The organism is Variovorax sp. 160MFSha2.1 (assembly GCF_048305075.1).
Classification (GTDB): Bacteria; Pseudomonadota; Gammaproteobacteria; order Burkholderiales; family Burkholderiaceae_C; genus Variovorax; species Variovorax guangxiensis.
Genome location: NZ_CP157624.1, coordinates 4,484,892 through 4,500,352 on the forward strand (window position 1 = coordinate 4,484,892; position 15,461 = coordinate 4,500,352).

Here is a 15,461-nt window from a genome sequence, read left to right on the forward strand (position 1 = left end):
GCGCCATGCGGCCCCGGCGGCCGCCTGCGCGCAAACCCTTGCTCCCGCGCCGCGCCCTTCAACCTTCAATAGAGCGGGCGCGGGCTGCGCCCTACTTCGCGAGTTCGCTGACCAGCCGGTAGAGGAACTCGCGCCCGTCGTACAGGCGCTGGATCTCGATGCGCTCGTCCAGCCCGTGCGAGCGCGCGTCGGAAGGCTCCACGAACAGGCCGCTCACGCCGTACATCGGGATGCCGGCGTTGCGCATGAAGCGGCTGTCGGTGGCGCCGGTGCTCATCGCGGGTATCACCGGCACGCCGGGCCACATCTGCTGGGTGATCGATTCCACCGTCTTGACCAGGTCGCCGTTCAGCGGCGAGGCCGGGCTGCGCAGCGGCTTGCCCATGTTGCGCACCACGATCTTGTCGTTGCCCACGACCTGGGTCAGCTGGCGCTCGACTTCGTCCGGGTCGTCGTGCGGCAGGATGCGGCAGTTGACCGTAGCTTTCGCCGACTGCGGCAGCGCGTTCTCGGCATGGCCGGCCTGCACCATCGTCGCCACGCAGGTGGTGCGGAACTGGGCGTTGTAGGCCGGGTTGGCCGACATGCGCTCGATCACCGACGCGTCGGGGTTGCCGCTGCCGACCGCGCGCATGTCCTCGGCGAGCTGGCCGGTGGCAAACGGTGCGCTGCGCGCGAAGTAGGTCTTGGTGACGTCGGCGAGCTTCACCGGAAAGCTGTAGTTGCCCAGGCGCTCCAGCGCGGCCGACAGCGCGTAGATGGGGTTGGTCTTCGTCGGTATCGAGCTGTGGCCGCCCACGTCGCGCGCCTCCAGCATGTAGGTGGTGTACATCTTCTCGGCCACCTGCATGCGGTGCAGGTTGGGCTTGCCGCCGCGCAGCTCGCCGCCGCCGCCTTCGTTGATGCCGAACTCGGCCTGCAACAGCTCGGGCTTGTTGTTGATGAGCCAGAAGGCGCCGTTGCTCAGCGCGTCGCCGCGTTCCTCGTCGGCGGTCAGCGCGAGGATGACGTCGCGCTTCGGTCTGAAGCCTTCCTGCTTGAGCTGCCCCACCACGGAGACCAGCGCCGCGGCCATGGCCTTGTCGTCGATGGCGCCGCGCGCGGTGAAGTAGCCGCCGGTCTCCTGCAGCTTGAACGGGTCGGTCTTCCAGTCCTCGCGCCGGGCCTCGACCACGTCGATGTGCGCCAGCAGCAGCAGCGGCTTCTTGCTGCCGTCGCCCTTGAAGCGCAGCACCATGTTGCCCTTCTTGGGAAAGGGTTCGAATATCTGGATGTCGCCGGGGGCGAAGCCCGCCTCGATCAGACGCTTTTCCATGGCTCGCGCCGCCGCGGTGTTGTCGCCGACCGAGTGGGTGGTGTTGATCTCGATCAGCTCCTTGTAGATGTCGTGGAAGCGCTGCTGCTGCGGCGTGAGCGACTGCGGCGTCTGCGGCTGCGCCGAAGCGGCTGTCATGCCGCAGATACCGCAAAGGGCCAGCGAGACGGCGAGCACGGACTTGGCGGCACGGAAGGTCTGCATCCTCATGGGTTCTCTCTCTCCGGTGGTTGTCGTCCGGGCAGCATAGCAAGCGCGGCGTGCGAACACGGGCACACTCGCGACCATGCAATCCAGCCAATCGAAGCAGTGGGACATCTTCTGCAAGGTCATCGACAACCACGGCGACCTGGGCGTCTGCTGGCGGCTTGCCCGCCAGCTGGCCGCCCTCGGCGAGCGCGTGCGGCTGTGGATCGACGATGCGACGGCGCTGGGCTGGATGGCGCCGTCGGGCCACGACGGCGTGCAAGTGATCGACTGGCTCGATCCCTCGGCGCTGCGGGCGGCCGTGGCGCAGCCAGCGCCCGACGTGCTGATCGAAGGCTTCGGCTGCGACCCGGCGCCGGAGCTGGTCGCCCGTTTCGCCGAGCGACCGGGCATTGCCTGGATCAACCTCGAATACCTGTCTGCGGAGCCGTACGTGGAGCGGCTGCACGGCCTGCCCTCGCCGGTGTTCAAGGGCCCCGGCGCCGGACTGACCAAGCGCTTCTTCTATCCCGGCTTCACGAGCGCCACCGGCGGACTGCTTCGCGAGCCCGACCTGATGGAGCGCAGGTCGCGCTTCGATCGCGCATCCTGGCTGTCGGCACGACAGATCCCTTGGCGGCAGGACGAACGCCTCGTCTCCCTCTTCTGCTACGAGCCCCCCGCGCTGGCCGGACTGCTGGCTCGCCTCGCCGAAAGCAGGCAGCCCACTCGCCTGCTGGTAACGGCCGGCCGTGCCGCGCAGGCGGTCCAGGCTCTGCAGGGAAGCGCGCCGCTGCTCCATGGCCGCGGCGCGCTATCAATTTCATACCTGCCCTATCTCACCCAGCCCGACTTCGACCACCTGTTATGGGCCTGCGACCTGAACTTCGTGCGTGGCGAGGATTCGCTGGTGCGCGCGCTCTGGGCCGGAGCGCCGCTGATCTGGCAGATCTATCCGCAGGACGACGACGCCCACCATGAAAAGCTGAACGCCTGGCTCGACTGGCTAGGCGCACCGCCCTCGCTGAGGCTTTTCCACCACGCGTGGAACGGCTTTGGCGACACAGCCCTCCCCGAGCCGGAAATGCACGGCCCGTGGCTGGAAACAGCCCGGGACGCCCGCGCGCGGCTGCTCGCGCAGGACGACCTGATTACCCAATTGCGGAAATTCGTCACCCAAAAAAGCTAAAATAGCGGGCTTTGCGGATTTCGGCCCGGGTTTCATCGATCCGGAATGTCTTCCGCTAAACCTGCCGCGGGACATGTACCGCGGGGCCAGCCGAACGGCAAACCAAAGCCCCGCGCACCGAGCGGCCAACATCCAGAGACCCTGTTATGAAAATCGCTCAAGAAATCCGCGCCGGCAACGTCATCATGCACGGCAAGGACCCGATGGTCGTCCTCAAGACCGAATACAGCCGCGGCGGCCGCAACTCCGCCACCGTGCGCATGAAGATGAAGAGCCTGATCGCCAACTTCAACACCGAAGTGGTCTTCAAGGCCGACGACAAGATCGACCAGATCGTGCTCGACAAGAAGGAGTGCACCTACTCGTACTTCGCAGACCCCATGTACGTCTGCATGGACACCGAATACAACCAGTACGAAGTCGAAGCCGAGAACATGGGCGACGCCCTGAACTACCTCGAAGACGGCATGGCCGTCGAAGTGGTGTTCTACGAAGGCAAGGCGATCTCGGTGGAACTGCCGACCAGCGTCGAGCGCGAAATCACCTGGACCGAGCCAGCCGTCAAGGGCGACACCTCGGGCAAGGTCATGAAGCCCGCCAAGATCGCCACCGGCTTCGAAGTGCCGGTTCCGCTCTTCGTCTCGCAAGGCGACCGCATCGAAATCGACACGCGCACCGGCGAATACCGCAAGCGCGTCTGAGTCCCGGCTTCCCCGGCTGACCACCACCCCGAAAAAGGCTCCGCAAGGAGCCTTTTTCGTTTCCGGGCATGATGGTTGCGACGCTGCACAATCACCCGGACAACCTGTCCGCTTTCTCCATGAACAACACGCACAACCTTCACGACAAGCGCCTGGCCGATGCCTGGGCCACGCTCCAGGCCCATGCGGACCAGGGCCTTCCGCTCGACCCCGATCCTTCGCGCATCGCCTTCGCCGACCCCGAATTCCTGCTGCGCCGCGAGACGCGCGGCATCCGCATGCAGCTCGAGCTGATGAAGCCCGACATCGAGCAGCGCGCCCATGGCATCGAGAACACCGTGGTGGTGTTCGGCAGTGCGCGCTTTCGCAGCGAGGAAGACGCAGCGGCCATGATCGCGCAGGCCGAACTCAGCGGCGACACGGCCGCGTCCGAGCGCTGGCGCCGGCTGGCGCGCAACTCGCACTACTACGAGAAGGCGCGCGCCTTCGGCAAGCTGGTGGCCCAGTACAGCAACGACAGGGAGCCGCAGGACAAGCTCTTCATCTGCACCGGCGGCGGCCCCGGCATCATGCAGGCGGCCAACCGCGGCGCGCACGAAGGCGGCGGGCTTTCGGTGGGCCTGGCCATCGCGCTGCCGATGGAAGAGGAAGCCAACCCGTACGTCACGCCGGCGCTGAGCTTCAAGTTCCACTACTTCGCCATCCGCAAGATGCACTTCATGATGCGTGCGAAGGCGCTGGTGGCGTTCCCGGGTGGCTTCGGCACGCTCGACGAACTGTTCGAGGTGATCACGCTGGTACAGACCAAGAAGTCGAAGCCGGTGCCGATCGTGCTCTTCGGCTCCGACTACTGGAAGCGGCTGATCGACTTCGACTTCCTCGTCGACGAGGGCGTGATCTCGCCGGGCGACGTGAAGCTCTTCGAATACGTCGATGCGCCCGAGGATGCCTGGAGCGCGATCAAGCGCTTCTACAAGCTCTGAACGACGCCTGAAGCCGCCGCTTCATCGCCTCGGTCGGCGCATCAATCGGCGCTGTCGTCCTCATCCTCCGCCGGATGCAGCGCCTGCTCGAAGAACTTCGTGAGCGCCCGTGCGCGGCGCTTGCGCTCCGAAGCGCCGGTCTGCCCGGTCGCCACGGCATCGTCGGCCACGCCGTGCAACGCATTGAAGAGGATCACGGCCGTGAGCGTCGCATCCTCCACGTCCCAGAAGCCGGCGCCATCGCCCTGCTTCAGCAAGCCCGCCAACTGCGCGATGACGGCGTTGTCGTTGCGCATGCGGCGGTCTTCGGGGCGGTATTCGTGGAAGACGACGTCGTGCAGTGCGACGTTGTCGAGGTAGATCTCGAGCCCCGTCTCCACCCAGGCCTTCAGCCGGGCGTGATAGTTGCCCGGCCGTTGGCGGTCCATGGCCTCCTGCAGCCGCTCGCAGAAGATGTCGACGAAGCGCTGCTGCAAGGCGCCGAGCAGCGCCTCCTTCGACGGAAAGTACAGATAGAAGGTGCCCTTGGCCACCTGCGCGCCAGCGGCGATGTCGTCGATGCTCGTGGCGGCGATGCCCTTGTCGATGAAGAGGCGCTGGGCCGCCTCCATCAGCGCGGCGGCGCGCGTCTCGGGGGCCTTGGTGCGCCGGCGCTGAGAGAGCTCGCCATCGGTGCCGGGGGAATTCGTGGCGGTGTCGCCGCTCGGGGTCATCTATCGTCGCCTTCGGGTCGTTGATGAAGGCCTGGATACTGACTTCGGGTCAGTAGATTGTCAAAGGGACGGGAAGTACTCGTGTCCGGGACGTGGATTACGAGCCACGCGCCCGCCGGATCAAACCTTCAGGCCCCAGGTCGCTCTCGCTCCGATCGCCACCACACCTCCCACCACCCAGAACACGCCGGCAATGCCGATCAGCGCGCCGAGCGAGCCGAACAGCATCGGCATCGCCACGCTCGACGCGTTGATGGTCATCAGCCGCAGCCCCAGTGCCTCGCCGTGCCGTGTGTGCGGCGTGATCTGGTGGAGCATGCTCATCACCATCGGCTGCACCGCGCCCAGGGCGAAGCCGAGCACCACAGAGCAGATGCCCATGGTCCAGGCCGAATCGAGCAGCGGATACACCGCGAACACCAGCGCCGTGACCGCTGTCGAGGTCAGGATCACGTTGCGTTCCGAGGCGCGCGAGGCGATCACCGGCAGCACCACGCGGATCACCGCCGCCGCGATGGCGAAGGCGCCGAGGATCGAGCCGATCACCGAAGCGCTGATGCCCCGGTCGTGCCCCAGGATCGGCAGCACGAAGGCGTGCACGTCCCAGCTCGACGACTGCAGCCAGTTCACGAACAGCAGACGGCGGAACATCGGCTCGCGCAGCAGGTCCCAGGCGCGCGTCGGCTTGGCGCCGGCGGGCGGCGGAGCTGGCGGCGGTTCGTCCGCGCCGCGCGCAAGCATCCAGCAGAGAACGGGCAGCGCCGCCATCACCGCGAAGGAGATTCGGAACGCGAGCATGTCCGCCGGCGCGCGGCCCGCGTGGTCGATCAGCATGCCCGCCAGGAACGGCCCGACGAAGTTGGCGACGGCCGGCGCGATGGCCAGCCAGCTGAACACGCGCTTGAGCTGCGTCGCGTTGGTGGCCGAGCGCCCCACGTGCCGCTGCAGCGCGATCACCGTCGCGCCTGTGGCGCCGCCGGTCAGCAGCGCCGCAAGGCACATCACCGGGAACACCGGAAAGATCACCACCAGCCCCGCGCCGACGACCGCGGCGACGACGGACAGCCACAGCGGCCGCTTGAAGCCGTACCGGTCGGCAAAGCGCCCCGCCGGCAGGGCGAGAAAAACCTGGGTCAGCGCAAAGAGGGAGATCAGCACGCCGACCGCCGCCGCGCTGTAGCCCTGTTGGAGCGCCAGCAGCGGCGTGGCGAGCCGCATGCCGGCCATGGTCGCGTGGAGGCACACCTGGGCGCCGATCACACGCAGCAGTTCGGAACCTTTCACGGGGAGTTCTCGCCCTCTTCTTTCTCGTTGTTGTCGGCTTCGGTGCCGGAGGTGGTGGGCGGCAACAGCGCCTGGGCCTGTGCCTCGGGCAGTGCCTCCACCTTGCGCAGCGCCAGGCGCATCTGCCGGGCGCGCGTGTCGGCCTTGTCGATGGTGTCGGAGGCCTTGGCCACCTGCTCCTTGATGCGGGCGACCCACTCGCCGTAGCGCTCGAATTCGGTCTTGACCGCGCCCAGCACCTTCCAGACCTCGGAGGCCTGCCGCTCCAGCGCGAGCGTGCGAAAGCCCATGTGCAGGCTGTTGAGCATCGCGAGCAAGGTGGTGGGGCCGGCCAGCGTCACGCGGTGCTGGCGCTGCAGCGCGTCCATCAGGCCGGGCCGGCGCAGCACCTCGGCATAGAGGCTTTCCACGGGCAGGAACAGGATCGCGAAATCGGTGGTGTGCGGTGCCGCAAGGTAGTTGTCGGCGATGGACTTGGCCTCGGTGCGGATGCGCGCCTCCAATGCCTTCGCCGCGAGTTCGACGCCCGCCGCATCGGCGCGCTCGTGCGCGTCGATGAGCCGCTCGTAGTCGTCGCGCGGAAACTTGGCGTCGATGGGCAGCCACACCGGCGCGCCATCGTCGCCGCGGCCGGGAAAGCGGATGGCGAAGTCCACGCGCTGCCCGCTACGCGGCTTGGTCTCGATCTGCCTGGCGTACTGCTCGGGCGTGAGCACCTGCTCGAGAAGCGCCTCCAGTTGCACTTCGCCGAACATGCCGCGCGTCTTCACGTTGGTCAGCAAGCGCTGCAGGCTGCCGACGCCCACGGCCAGCGTCTGCATCTCGCCCAGGCCCTTGTGCACCTGCTCGAGCCGGTCGGCCACCTGCCTGAAACTTTCGCCAAGGCGCGCTTCGAGCGTGGTCTGCAGCTTCTCGTCGACGGTCTTGCGCATCTCGTCGAGCTTGGCGGCGTTGGTCTGCTGCAGCTGCGCGAGCTGCGCCTCCATGGTCGCGCGCACTTCCGACAGGCGCCGCGCGTTCGATTCGCTCAGCCCCTGCAGCTGGTTGTTGAGCGTGTCCGCCAGCGTCTTCTGCAGCGACGCGAGCTGCAGCGCGAAGGCGTCGAGCTGCGCGTTCTGCGTGCGCGTGGCCTCGGCGCCCTGCTGCACCAGTGCCCGCTGGAAGGTGGCGAAGGCCTGCGCGGTTTCCTGCCGGGCACCGCGCGAGCTCTCGCCGATGTCGTTGCGCAGCTCACGCTCGGTGCGCTCGTTGGCCGCGCCCAGCGTGGCCAGCATGCGCGACACCTCGCTGAGGTCGGGCGGAGGCTGCCGGCGGGCCAGCAGCCAGATCACCAGCACGAGCTGGATGGCCGCGAGCACGGCCAGTCCGACGAGGATCAGCGAGGAGTCCAAGGTCCGGTTGCGCTCCTGCTGCTTACTTGCTTGCCGCCGGAACCGGCGTCACGGGCGTCAGCGGTCCCTTGCCGCCGAAGTACGCGATCAGGTTGTCGGCGGCGAGATCGGCCATGGCGCGGCGCGTGGGCACGGTGGCGCTGGCGATGTGCGGCGTCAGCACCACGTTGGGCACGGTCAGCAGGTCGGGATGGACCTTGGGCTCGCCCTCGAACACGTCGAGGCCGGCGGCGGCGATGCGCTTCTCGCGCAGCGCCACGGCCAGCGCGGCGTCGTCGACGATGCCGCCGCGCGCGATGTTGACCAGCGTGGCGGTCGGCTTCATCAGCGCGATCTCGGCCGCGCCGATGGTGTGGTGCGACGCCGCCGAATACGGCACCACCAGCACCACGTGGTCGGCCGTCTTCAGCAGCTCTTCCTTGCTCACGTAGCTGGCCTTGCATTCGGCCTCCAGCGCCGCGTCGAGCCTGGAGCGGTTGTGATAGACCACCTTCATGCCGAAGCCGTGCGCGCCGCGCTTCGCGATGCCCTGGCCGATGCGGCCCATGCCGATGATGCCGAGCGTGGAGCCGTGGATGTCGGAGCCGGCGAACATGTCGTAGCTCCACTTCTGCCACTTGCCGGCGCGCAGGAAGTGTTCGCTCTCGGAGATGCGGCGCGCCGTGGCCATCAGCAGCGCGAAGCCGAAGTCGGCCGTGGTCTCGGTCAGCACGTCGGGCGCGTTGGTGCCGAGCACGCCGTGCGCGGCCATCGCGTCGACGTCGAAGTTGTTGTAGCCCACGGCCATGTTGGCGCAGATCTTCAGGTCGGGGCAGGCGTCGAGCACCGCGGCGTCGATGCGCTCGCTGCCGGTGGTGAAGGCGCCCTGCTTGCCCTGCAGCTTCGCGATCAGCTGTTCCTTGCTCCAGCTCTCGTCGGTCTGGTTCGACTCGACCTCGAAATGCTGCGACAGGCGCTCGATGGTCTCGGGAAAGATCGCGCGCGCGACCAGGATCTTGGGCTTGCTCATGATTTGTTTGTCTCTCAGCGGAAGAAGAGGAAGGTGGACAGGACGAACAGCGGAACCAGGATGGCGCACGACCACGCCATGTAGCCGAAGAAGCTCGGCATGCGCACGCCGCGGCTCTCGGCGATGGCCTTGACCATGAGGTTGGGTGCGTTGCCGATGTAGGTGTTGGCGCCCATGAACACGGCGCCGGCGGAGATGGCGGCAAGCGTGCTCGCGTAGGTGGTCATCAGCGCCGCCGGGTCGCCGCCCGCGGTGTTGAAGAACACCAGGTAGGTCGGCGCGTTGTCCAGGAAGGAGCTCAGCACGCCCGTGGCCCAGAAGTACGCCGCCGGATCGGGCTGGCCGTCGGCGCGCGTCACCGCCGAGACGATGGCGCCGAAGGGCCCCTGCGTACCAGCCTTGAGCATCGCGATCACCGGGATGATGGTCAGGAAGATGCCCGCGAAGAGCTTGGCCACCTCGGCCATCGGGCCCCATTCGAACTGGTTGTCGGCGTGCACCTTGGGCGAGGTCAGCTTGTACGAGACCACTGCGATCGCGATCAGCCCGATGTCGCGCACCAGCCCCGGCAGGCCGACCTCGGTGCCGAACACGTCGAAGACCACCGGCGACTTCCAGAAGCCGCTGAGCAGCACCAGCGCGACCACGCCGCCCAGCAGCCAGAAGTTGGCGGCTCCGTCGAAACCGATGCCGCCCGGCGTGTCGGGCGTGGGGTCGACCGGCAGCACGCCTTCCTTGCGGTGGTAGTGGCGGTCGATGAAATAGAACAGCGCCAGCAGCACGGCCAGGATGAAGAGCGTTTCAAACAGGATGTTCTGCGCCGTCCAGAAGAAGCCCACGCCCTTCAGGAAGCCCAGGAACAGCGGCGGATCGCCCAGCGGCGTGAGCGCGCCGCCCGCGTTCGACACGATGAAGATGAAGAACACGATCACGTGCACCTTGTGCACGCGGTCGTCGTTGGCGCGTATGAGCGGCCGGATCAGCAGCATCGAGGCGCCCGTGGTTCCCATGAAGCTCGCGAGCACCGCGCCGATGGCAAGAATGGCCGTGTTCAGCCCCGGCGCGCCGCGCAGGTTGCCGCGGATGTGGATGCCACCCGCCACGGTGAAGAGGGCGGTCAGCAGGATGATGAACGGGATGTACTCGGCCACCAGCGCATGCACGAGCTGCACGCCGGCGAAGCCCACGCCGAAGTTCGCCGCGAAGGGCAGCAGGAATGCCAGAGCCCAGGCAGCCGACACCTTGCCGTAGTGGTGGTGCCAGAAGGCCGGCGCGAGCAGCGGCAGCAGCGCGATCGACAGCAGGATGCCCGCGAAGGGCACGCCCCACAGCGGCGAGAGGCTGCCGCCGTCGAATTCGGCGGCCGAGGCCAGCGCGGGGGACAGGATCAGCGACGCCAGCGCGGCCGCCTTCGGTCGGATCTTCTTTTTCTGCATGGGGGCCGTACCGTACCAGAGAGGTCAGTACAGCCTTCAGGCCGGGGGTTGTTCGATCTCGAACACCTGGCGCAGGTAGGCCAGGTATTTCTCGTCCTCGCACATGTTCTTGGACGGCGTGTCCGACAGCTTGGCCACCGGCTGGCCGTTGCACTCGATCATCTTGATGACGATCTGCAGCGGCTCGTAGCCCAGGTCGTTGGTGAGGTTGGTGCCGATGCCGAAGGCCAGCTGGCAGCGGCCGCGGAACTGCTGGTAGAGCTCGATGGTGCGCGGCACCGTGAGGCCGTCGCTGAAGATCAGCGTCTTGGTGCGCGGGTCGACCCGGTTGGCGATGTAGTGCGCCAGCATGCGCTCGCCCCAGACGAAGGGGTCGCCGCTGTCGTGGCGGGCGCCGTCGAACAGCTTGCAGAAGTACAGGTCGAAGTCGCGCAGGAAGGCGCTCATGCCGTACACGTCGGACAGCGCGATGCCCAGGTCGCCGCGGTACTCGCGGGCCCAGCTCTCGAAGCCGAAGATCTGGCTGTCGCGCAGCCGCGGGCCCAGTGCCTGGCAGGCCTGCAGGTACTCGTGCGCCATGGTGCCCAGCGGGATCATGCCCAGCTTCATCGCGTACAGCACGTTGCTGGTGCCCGCCAGCTGCGGCAGCCGCGCGCCCGGCTGCGACTGCACCGGCGGCGAGGTGACGGCGCCCAGCCGCGCGGCCGAAGTGCGCAGCACTTCTTCGTGCCAGTCCTTGGAGAAGCGGCGGCGCGTGCCGTAGTCGGCGATCTTCAGGTCGCCGAGGCCGGCCTCCTGCAGCTGGGCCAGCTTGGTCTCGAGCCGGCGGCGGCCTTCCTCGAAGTCGGGCTTCTTCTGCGTGTTGCGGAAGTAGACCTCGTTGACGATGGCCAGCACCGGGATCTCGAACAGGATGGTGTGCAGCCAGGGGCCCTTGATGCGGATCTCGAGCTCGCCCGAGGGCTGGGGAATGATGTTGATGTACTTCTCGTTGAGCCTGAAGAGCCCGAGGAAGTCGACGAAGTCGCTCTTGATGAAGCGCATGGAGCGCAGGTAGGCGAGCTCCGCGTCGCGGAACTGCAGCGAGCACAGGCCGCGCACCTCTTCGCGGATCTGCCCGGCGAACTGGGCGAGGTCGACGCCCGGGTTGCGGCACTTGAAGCGGTACTCGACCCTTGCCCCGGGGAAGTGATGCAGGACCACCTGCATCATCGTGAACTTGTAGAGGTCGGTGTCGAGCAGGCTGTGGATGATCATGGTGCTGGGCGCGTTGTCTCAAACTTTCGGCGGCCGTTCGATTATCACGGGACGCGTCGGCCTCTGCCTACGGGGGGCGAACAGCACGTCCTACCGACGCGGCGAATCCTCGCGGCGACATTGTTTTCACGGCGGCGGACAAGCCCCGCCGGCTCAACAGTCCCAAAGGAGATTCGCATGAACAAGGACACCATCGAAGGCAACTGGAAACAGCTCAAGGGCAAGGTCAAGGAGCAATGGGGCAAGCTGACCGACGACGACTTCGACGTCATCGCCGGCAAGCGCGACCAGTTGCTCGGCCGCATCCAGGAACGCCACGGCATCAGCCGCGACGAAGCCGAGAAGCAGGTCAAGGACTGGGAATCGCGTGACGGCCGCTCGCCGGACGCGCTCTGGTTCGAGCGCAACTGAGCGCCGCCGGACATCCCCCTGGCATCCCTGCCGAATCCGATCCATCCAATCCCCGAAGGAGAACATCCCATGAAAAAGCACCTTCTCATGCTGGCCCTCGCATCCACCTGCTTCGTGGCCACCCAGGCCAGCGCAATGACCAAGGACGAATACAAGGTCGCCAAGGAAAAGATCGAGGCCGACTACAAGGTCGCCAAGACCCAGTGCGACACGATGAAGGACAACGCCAAGGACGTCTGCATGAAGGAAGCCAAGGGCAAGGAAGACGTTGCCAAGGCCGAACTGGAGCAGCAATACCAGCCCAGCGACAGCCACGCCCGCAAGGTGGCCGAGGAAAAGGTGAAGGCCGCCTACGAAGTCGCGAAGGAAAAGTGCGACGACCAGAAGGGCGAAGCCAAGACCGCTTGCGAGAAGCAGGCCAAGGCTGACGAAGCCCAGGGCAAGGCCGAGATCAACGCCATGAAGAAGAAGATGTAAGGTCTTCGCTCGAGCCCAGTGAAAACGGCGCCCCGGGGCGCCGTTTTCCTTTGCGGAAACGGCTTCAGGAGTCTCGAGACTTGAGCGAATCGACCACCTGCTGCAGGGCCTCGGGCAGCGGCACCGGGCGCTGGGTGGCGCGATCCACGTAGACGTGCACGAAGTGGCCCTGCGCCGCCGCGGTGTCGGAGCCCTCGGCGAACAGGGCGATCTCGTAGCGCACGCTGGAGCGGCCCGCCTGCGCCACCCGCACGCCCGCCTCCACCGTCTGCGGGAAGGCGATCGGCGCGAAGTAGTTGCACTGGGTCTCCACCACGAAGCCGATGGTCTGGCCATGGTGGATGTCGAGAGCGCCGCGCTCGATGAGCAGGGCGTTCACCGCCGTATCGAACCAGCTGTAGTAGACGACGTTGTTGACGTGGCCGTACATGTCGTTGTCGGCCCAGCGCGTCGGGATGCTGCGGAATGCGCGATAGCCGTTGCGCGAATGGGGAGTGGGTCTGGTGGTCGGTGCGCTCATCGCGCGGCATTCTGCCAGCGGCTTTTGCGGCGGAAGGCAACCTTGGTGACCGGTACTCAGCCAGCCGGCAACCGCTGCGCAGCCGAATTTAGAAGGCCGCTTCTAAATTGCTGCATGGCAGCAAAAACCCCTTGATCGCAGAAACCAGCTGCCTATACTTAAGCCCATGCTGCACCGCAACATTGACGGCGAGACAGCGCAACGTGAACCGACCACTCAATCATCCCTTCTGGAGATCCCAAATGGCCCTGACCGCTGACCAAATCCTCGCCGCTCAAAAAGCAAACCTCGAAACCCTGTTCGGCCTGACCACCAAGGCTTTCGAAGGCGTCGAGAAGCTCGTCGAACTGAACGTGACCGCCTCGAAGGCCGCCCTGGCCGAAGCCCAGAACACCGCCCAGGCCGCCCTGAGCGTGAAGGACGCGCAAGAGCTGCTGACGCTGCAAGCCAGCCTGTTCCAGCCCCTGGCCGAGAAGACCGCCGCCTACAGCCGTCACCTGTACGACATCGCCCAGGGCACCGGCGCCGAGTTCACCAAGGCTTTCGAAGCCAAGGCCACCGAAGCCCAGCAAGCCTTCGTCGGCCTGGTCGACAGCGCTTCCAAGAACGCTCCCGCCGGTTCGGAAACCGCCGTTGCCGTCCTGAAGAGCGCCGTGGCCGCCGCCAACAACGCTTTCGAATCGGTTCAGAAGGCCGTCAAGCAAGCTTCGGACGTCGCCGAAGCCAACTTCAACGCCGTGTCGAGCCAGGCCGTCGCCGCTGCCAAGACCGCTACCGCCTCGCGCAAGCGCTAAGCAAGCGACCGACCACCACCAGTTGTCTCCTTGGGTCCTCACGGATCCAATTCAGGGGCTTCATCTCCGGATGAGGCCCTTTTTTTCGTCCTGCGAGCGTCTTCGATAATGGCGGGCTTATCCCAGGAGACTTCTTATGCAGATCGACGGCAAGGTTTTTATCGTGACCGGTGGCGCTTCGGGCCTCGGCGAGGGCACGGCGCGCATGCTGGCCGCCAACGGCGGCAAGGTGGTGATCGCCGACATGCAGGTTGAAAAGGGCGAAGCCGTTGCCAAGGAAATCGGCGGCGTGTTCGTCAAGTGCGACGTGAGCCAGGAGGCCGACGGCCAGGCTGCAGTTGCCGCGGCGCTCAAGCTGGGCAAGCTGGCCGGCCTCGTCAACTGCGCCGGCATCGCTCCGGCCGAGAAGACCGTGGGCAAGAACGGCCCGCACGCGCTGGCCACCTTCAGCAAGACCGTCACGGTCAACCTGATCGGCAGCTTCAACATGATCCGGCTCGCGTCCGACGCCATGAGCAGGAACGAGCCCGAATCCACCGGCGAGCGCGGCGTGCTGATTTCGACCGCCTCCGTAGCCGCCTACGACGGCCAGATCGGCCAAGCCGCCTACAGCGCCTCCAAGGGCGGCGTGGTTGGCATGACCCTGCCCATCGCCCGCGACCTCGCGCGCTGCGGCATCCGCAACATGACCATCGCGCCCGGCATCTTCGGTACGCCCATGCTTTTCGGCATGCCGCAGGAAGTGCAGGACGCACTGGCCGCCAGCGTGCCCTTCCCTTCGCGCCTGGGCACGCCCGAGGACTACGCCAAGCTGGCCAAGCACATCATCGAGAACGACATGCTCAACGGCGAGGTGATCCGCCTGGACGGAGCGATTCGACTGGCTCCCCGCTGAGCCTTTCGGATTCCGGCACCCTGGTGGTGCCGGTGCGGTCCAGACGCTCGTAGTTCGCGATCACCTGGGCCCCGAGCAGCACCAGCGTGGCGGCGATCTCCAGGCTCAGCAGCACCACGATGGCCGTGGTGAGCGAGCCGTAGACCACGTTCACCTGCGAGAGCGTCGAGAAATACCAGATCAGCACGCGCCGCGTGGCCTCCCACAGCAGCGCGGCCGTCACCCCGCCCAGCAGCGCATGGCGCAGCGACATGCGCCCGGCCGGCATCACGAGGTAGAGCGAGGTCAGCATGAAGATCTCGCCGCCCAGCCCCAGCAGGTAAAGCAGCAGCCCCGATACGCCCGACAGCGACCAGCTGCGCCCCAGCAGGTCGACGCTTTCCTGCCCCACCAGTTGCAGCGCCCCCGACACCAGCGTGACCAGCAGCAGCCCCACGCACAGGCACAGGATGTAGATGTAGGGCATGGCCACCGACACCAGGAAATGGCGCTTGTGATCCGCCTTGCGGTGGTGAAAGATCACCGCCATCGCGCTTTCGAGCACGCTGAAGGCCAGCGAGCTGAAGAAGATCATCGTCACCAGCAGCACCGGCCCCAGCACGTCGCGATGGTCCAGGAAGCTCGAAAGCTCCGCCACGATCGCCTTCGACTGCCCCGGCAGCAGCCATTCGAGGTACCGCCCGATGGTGCGCAGCAGCTCGGCCTGCTCGATGACGTGCGACAGCGCGATCACGCTCACGATCAGCAGCGGCACGATGGACAGCAGCGCGTAGTACGCCACCGCGCCGGCGAGCAGCAGGCCCTGGTTGGCGCGGAATTCCTTGAGGGCTTCCCAGATGAACCTCAGGGGGTGGCGCAGCAGCGGCGCGACGTGTTGCAGGGGTTTGGGCGTCGTCATGC

General features: G+C 66.5%; 16 protein-coding genes. 7 read left to right on the forward strand and 9 right to left on the reverse strand.

The window, feature by feature from the left end; translation table 11 throughout:
- Positions 1–91: 91 nt before the first annotated feature.
- Positions 92–1,525: a M20/M25/M40 family metallo-hydrolase gene (locus ABL838_RS20430; RefSeq protein WP_418121636.1), complete on the reverse strand. Its 1,434-nt coding sequence runs from the start codon at positions 1,523–1,525 to the stop codon at positions 92–94.
- A 76-nt stretch (positions 1,526–1,601) separates the two neighbouring features.
- Here ABL838_RS20430 and earP point away from each other — a divergent pair, with 76 nt between their 5' ends.
- The 3 genes from earP to ABL838_RS20445 all read left to right on the forward strand — a co-directional run bounded on the left by earP (position 1,602) and on the right by ABL838_RS20445 (position 4,374).
- A complete protein-coding gene (earP, locus tag ABL838_RS20435) occupies positions 1,602–2,690 on the forward strand; it encodes an elongation factor P maturation arginine rhamnosyltransferase EarP (RefSeq protein WP_126024933.1) in 1,089 nt (362 codons plus the stop codon).
- Between the two features lie 146 nt (positions 2,691–2,836).
- Entirely contained in the window at positions 2,837–3,391 is a 555-nt protein-coding gene (gene efp, locus ABL838_RS20440; protein WP_126024932.1) for an elongation factor P, read from the forward strand.
- 119 nt (positions 3,392–3,510) lie between these two features.
- Entirely contained in the window at positions 3,511–4,374 is an 864-nt protein-coding gene (locus ABL838_RS20445; protein ID WP_126024931.1) for a TIGR00730 family Rossman fold protein, read from the forward strand.
- 41 nt (positions 4,375–4,415) lie between these two features.
- On the opposite strand, the gene ABL838_RS20450 is transcribed toward ABL838_RS20445, so the two are convergent.
- From ABL838_RS20450 to pncB, 6 genes are all read right to left on the reverse strand, one after another.
- Positions 4,416–5,087: a TetR/AcrR family transcriptional regulator gene (locus ABL838_RS20450; RefSeq protein WP_418121637.1), complete on the reverse strand. Its 672-nt coding sequence runs from the start codon at positions 5,085–5,087 to the stop codon at positions 4,416–4,418.
- Positions 5,088–5,207: 120 nt separating this feature from the next.
- Positions 5,208–6,371 (reverse strand): MFS transporter, encoded by a 1,164-nt coding sequence (locus tag ABL838_RS20455; protein ID WP_418121639.1) that lies wholly within the window; start codon positions 6,369–6,371, stop codon positions 5,208–5,210.
- Positions 6,368–7,762: a DNA recombination protein RmuC gene (locus tag ABL838_RS20460; protein WP_418121640.1), complete on the reverse strand. Its 1,395-nt coding sequence runs from the start codon at positions 7,760–7,762 to the stop codon at positions 6,368–6,370. The genes ABL838_RS20455 and ABL838_RS20460 overlap by 4 nt, the downstream gene beginning before the upstream one ends.
- A 22-nt stretch (positions 7,763–7,784) precedes the next feature.
- Complete coding sequence (locus ABL838_RS20465) at positions 7,785–8,771, reverse strand: 2-hydroxyacid dehydrogenase (RefSeq protein WP_418121641.1); 987 nt, start codon at positions 8,769–8,771, stop codon at positions 7,785–7,787.
- A gap of 14 nt (positions 8,772–8,785) precedes the next feature.
- Entirely contained in the window at positions 8,786–10,207 is a 1,422-nt protein-coding gene (locus ABL838_RS20470) for a sodium:proton antiporter (protein WP_418121642.1), read from the reverse strand.
- A gap of 36 nt (positions 10,208–10,243) precedes the next feature.
- Entirely contained in the window at positions 10,244–11,464 is a 1,221-nt protein-coding gene (pncB, locus tag ABL838_RS20475) for a nicotinate phosphoribosyltransferase (RefSeq protein WP_184641368.1), read from the reverse strand.
- Positions 11,465–11,641: 177 nt separating this feature from the next.
- Between pncB and ABL838_RS20480 the strand changes: the two genes are divergently transcribed.
- Positions 11,642–11,875: a CsbD family protein gene (locus ABL838_RS20480; RefSeq protein ID WP_126024924.1), complete on the forward strand. Its 234-nt coding sequence runs from the start codon at positions 11,642–11,644 to the stop codon at positions 11,873–11,875.
- Between the two features lie 69 nt (positions 11,876–11,944).
- Positions 11,945–12,352, forward strand: coding sequence for a hypothetical protein (locus ABL838_RS20485; RefSeq protein WP_126024923.1), 408 nt, complete (start codon positions 11,945–11,947; stop codon positions 12,350–12,352).
- Between the two features lie 64 nt (positions 12,353–12,416).
- Here the strand turns inward: ABL838_RS20485 and ABL838_RS20490 are convergent, their stop codons facing one another.
- Positions 12,417–12,872, reverse strand: a complete 456-nt coding sequence (locus ABL838_RS20490; RefSeq protein WP_418121643.1) for an acyl-CoA thioesterase — start codon at positions 12,870–12,872, stop codon at positions 12,417–12,419.
- A gap of 242 nt (positions 12,873–13,114) precedes the next feature.
- On the opposite strand from ABL838_RS20490, the gene ABL838_RS20495 reads away from it, so the two are divergent.
- A complete protein-coding gene (locus ABL838_RS20495) occupies positions 13,115–13,666 on the forward strand; it encodes a phasin family protein (protein ID WP_019655862.1) in 552 nt (183 codons plus the stop codon).
- Between the two features lie 136 nt (positions 13,667–13,802).
- Positions 13,803–14,561, forward strand: a complete 759-nt coding sequence (locus ABL838_RS20500) for a 3-hydroxyacyl-CoA dehydrogenase (protein ID WP_418121644.1) — start codon at positions 13,803–13,805, stop codon at positions 14,559–14,561.
- Here the strand turns inward: ABL838_RS20500 and ABL838_RS20505 are convergent.
- Entirely contained in the window at positions 14,509–15,459 is a 951-nt protein-coding gene (locus ABL838_RS20505) for a YihY/virulence factor BrkB family protein (protein ID WP_126024920.1), read from the reverse strand. The genes ABL838_RS20500 and ABL838_RS20505 overlap by 53 nt on opposite strands.
- Positions 15,460–15,461 lie beyond the last annotated feature (2 nt).

Bases quoted from the DNA above. Each gene is read 5' to 3' on its own strand.
- ABL838_RS20430 (WP_418121636.1), bottom strand. From the start codon at position 1,525: ATGAGGATGCAGACCTTCCGTGCCGCCAAGTCCGTGCTCGCCGTCTCG.
- earP (WP_126024933.1), top strand. From the start codon at position 1,602: ATGCAATCCAGCCAATCGAAGCAGTGGGACATCTTCTGCAAGGTCATC.
- efp (WP_126024932.1), top strand. From the start codon at position 2,837: ATGAAAATCGCTCAAGAAATCCGCGCCGGCAACGTCATCATGCACGGC.
- ABL838_RS20445 (WP_126024931.1), top strand. From the start codon at position 3,511: ATGAACAACACGCACAACCTTCACGACAAGCGCCTGGCCGATGCCTGG.
- ABL838_RS20450 (WP_418121637.1), bottom strand. From the start codon at position 5,087: ATGACCCCGAGCGGCGACACCGCCACGAATTCCCCCGGCACCGATGGC.
- ABL838_RS20465 (WP_418121641.1), bottom strand. From the start codon at position 8,771: ATGAGCAAGCCCAAGATCCTGGTCGCGCGCGCGATCTTTCCCGAGACC.
- ABL838_RS20470 (WP_418121642.1), bottom strand. From the start codon at position 10,207: ATGCAGAAAAAGAAGATCCGACCGAAGGCGGCCGCGCTGGCGTCGCTG.
- pncB (WP_184641368.1), bottom strand. From the start codon at position 11,464: ATGATCATCCACAGCCTGCTCGACACCGACCTCTACAAGTTCACGATG.
- ABL838_RS20480 (WP_126024924.1), top strand. From the start codon at position 11,642: ATGAACAAGGACACCATCGAAGGCAACTGGAAACAGCTCAAGGGCAAG.
- ABL838_RS20485 (WP_126024923.1), top strand. From the start codon at position 11,945: ATGAAAAAGCACCTTCTCATGCTGGCCCTCGCATCCACCTGCTTCGTG.
- ABL838_RS20490 (WP_418121643.1), bottom strand. From the start codon at position 12,872: ATGAGCGCACCGACCACCAGACCCACTCCCCATTCGCGCAACGGCTAT.
- ABL838_RS20495 (WP_019655862.1), top strand. From the start codon at position 13,115: ATGGCCCTGACCGCTGACCAAATCCTCGCCGCTCAAAAAGCAAACCTC.
- ABL838_RS20500 (WP_418121644.1), top strand. From the start codon at position 13,803: ATGCAGATCGACGGCAAGGTTTTTATCGTGACCGGTGGCGCTTCGGGC.
- ABL838_RS20505 (WP_126024920.1), bottom strand. From the start codon at position 15,459: ATGACGACGCCCAAACCCCTGCAACACGTCGCGCCGCTGCTGCGCCAC.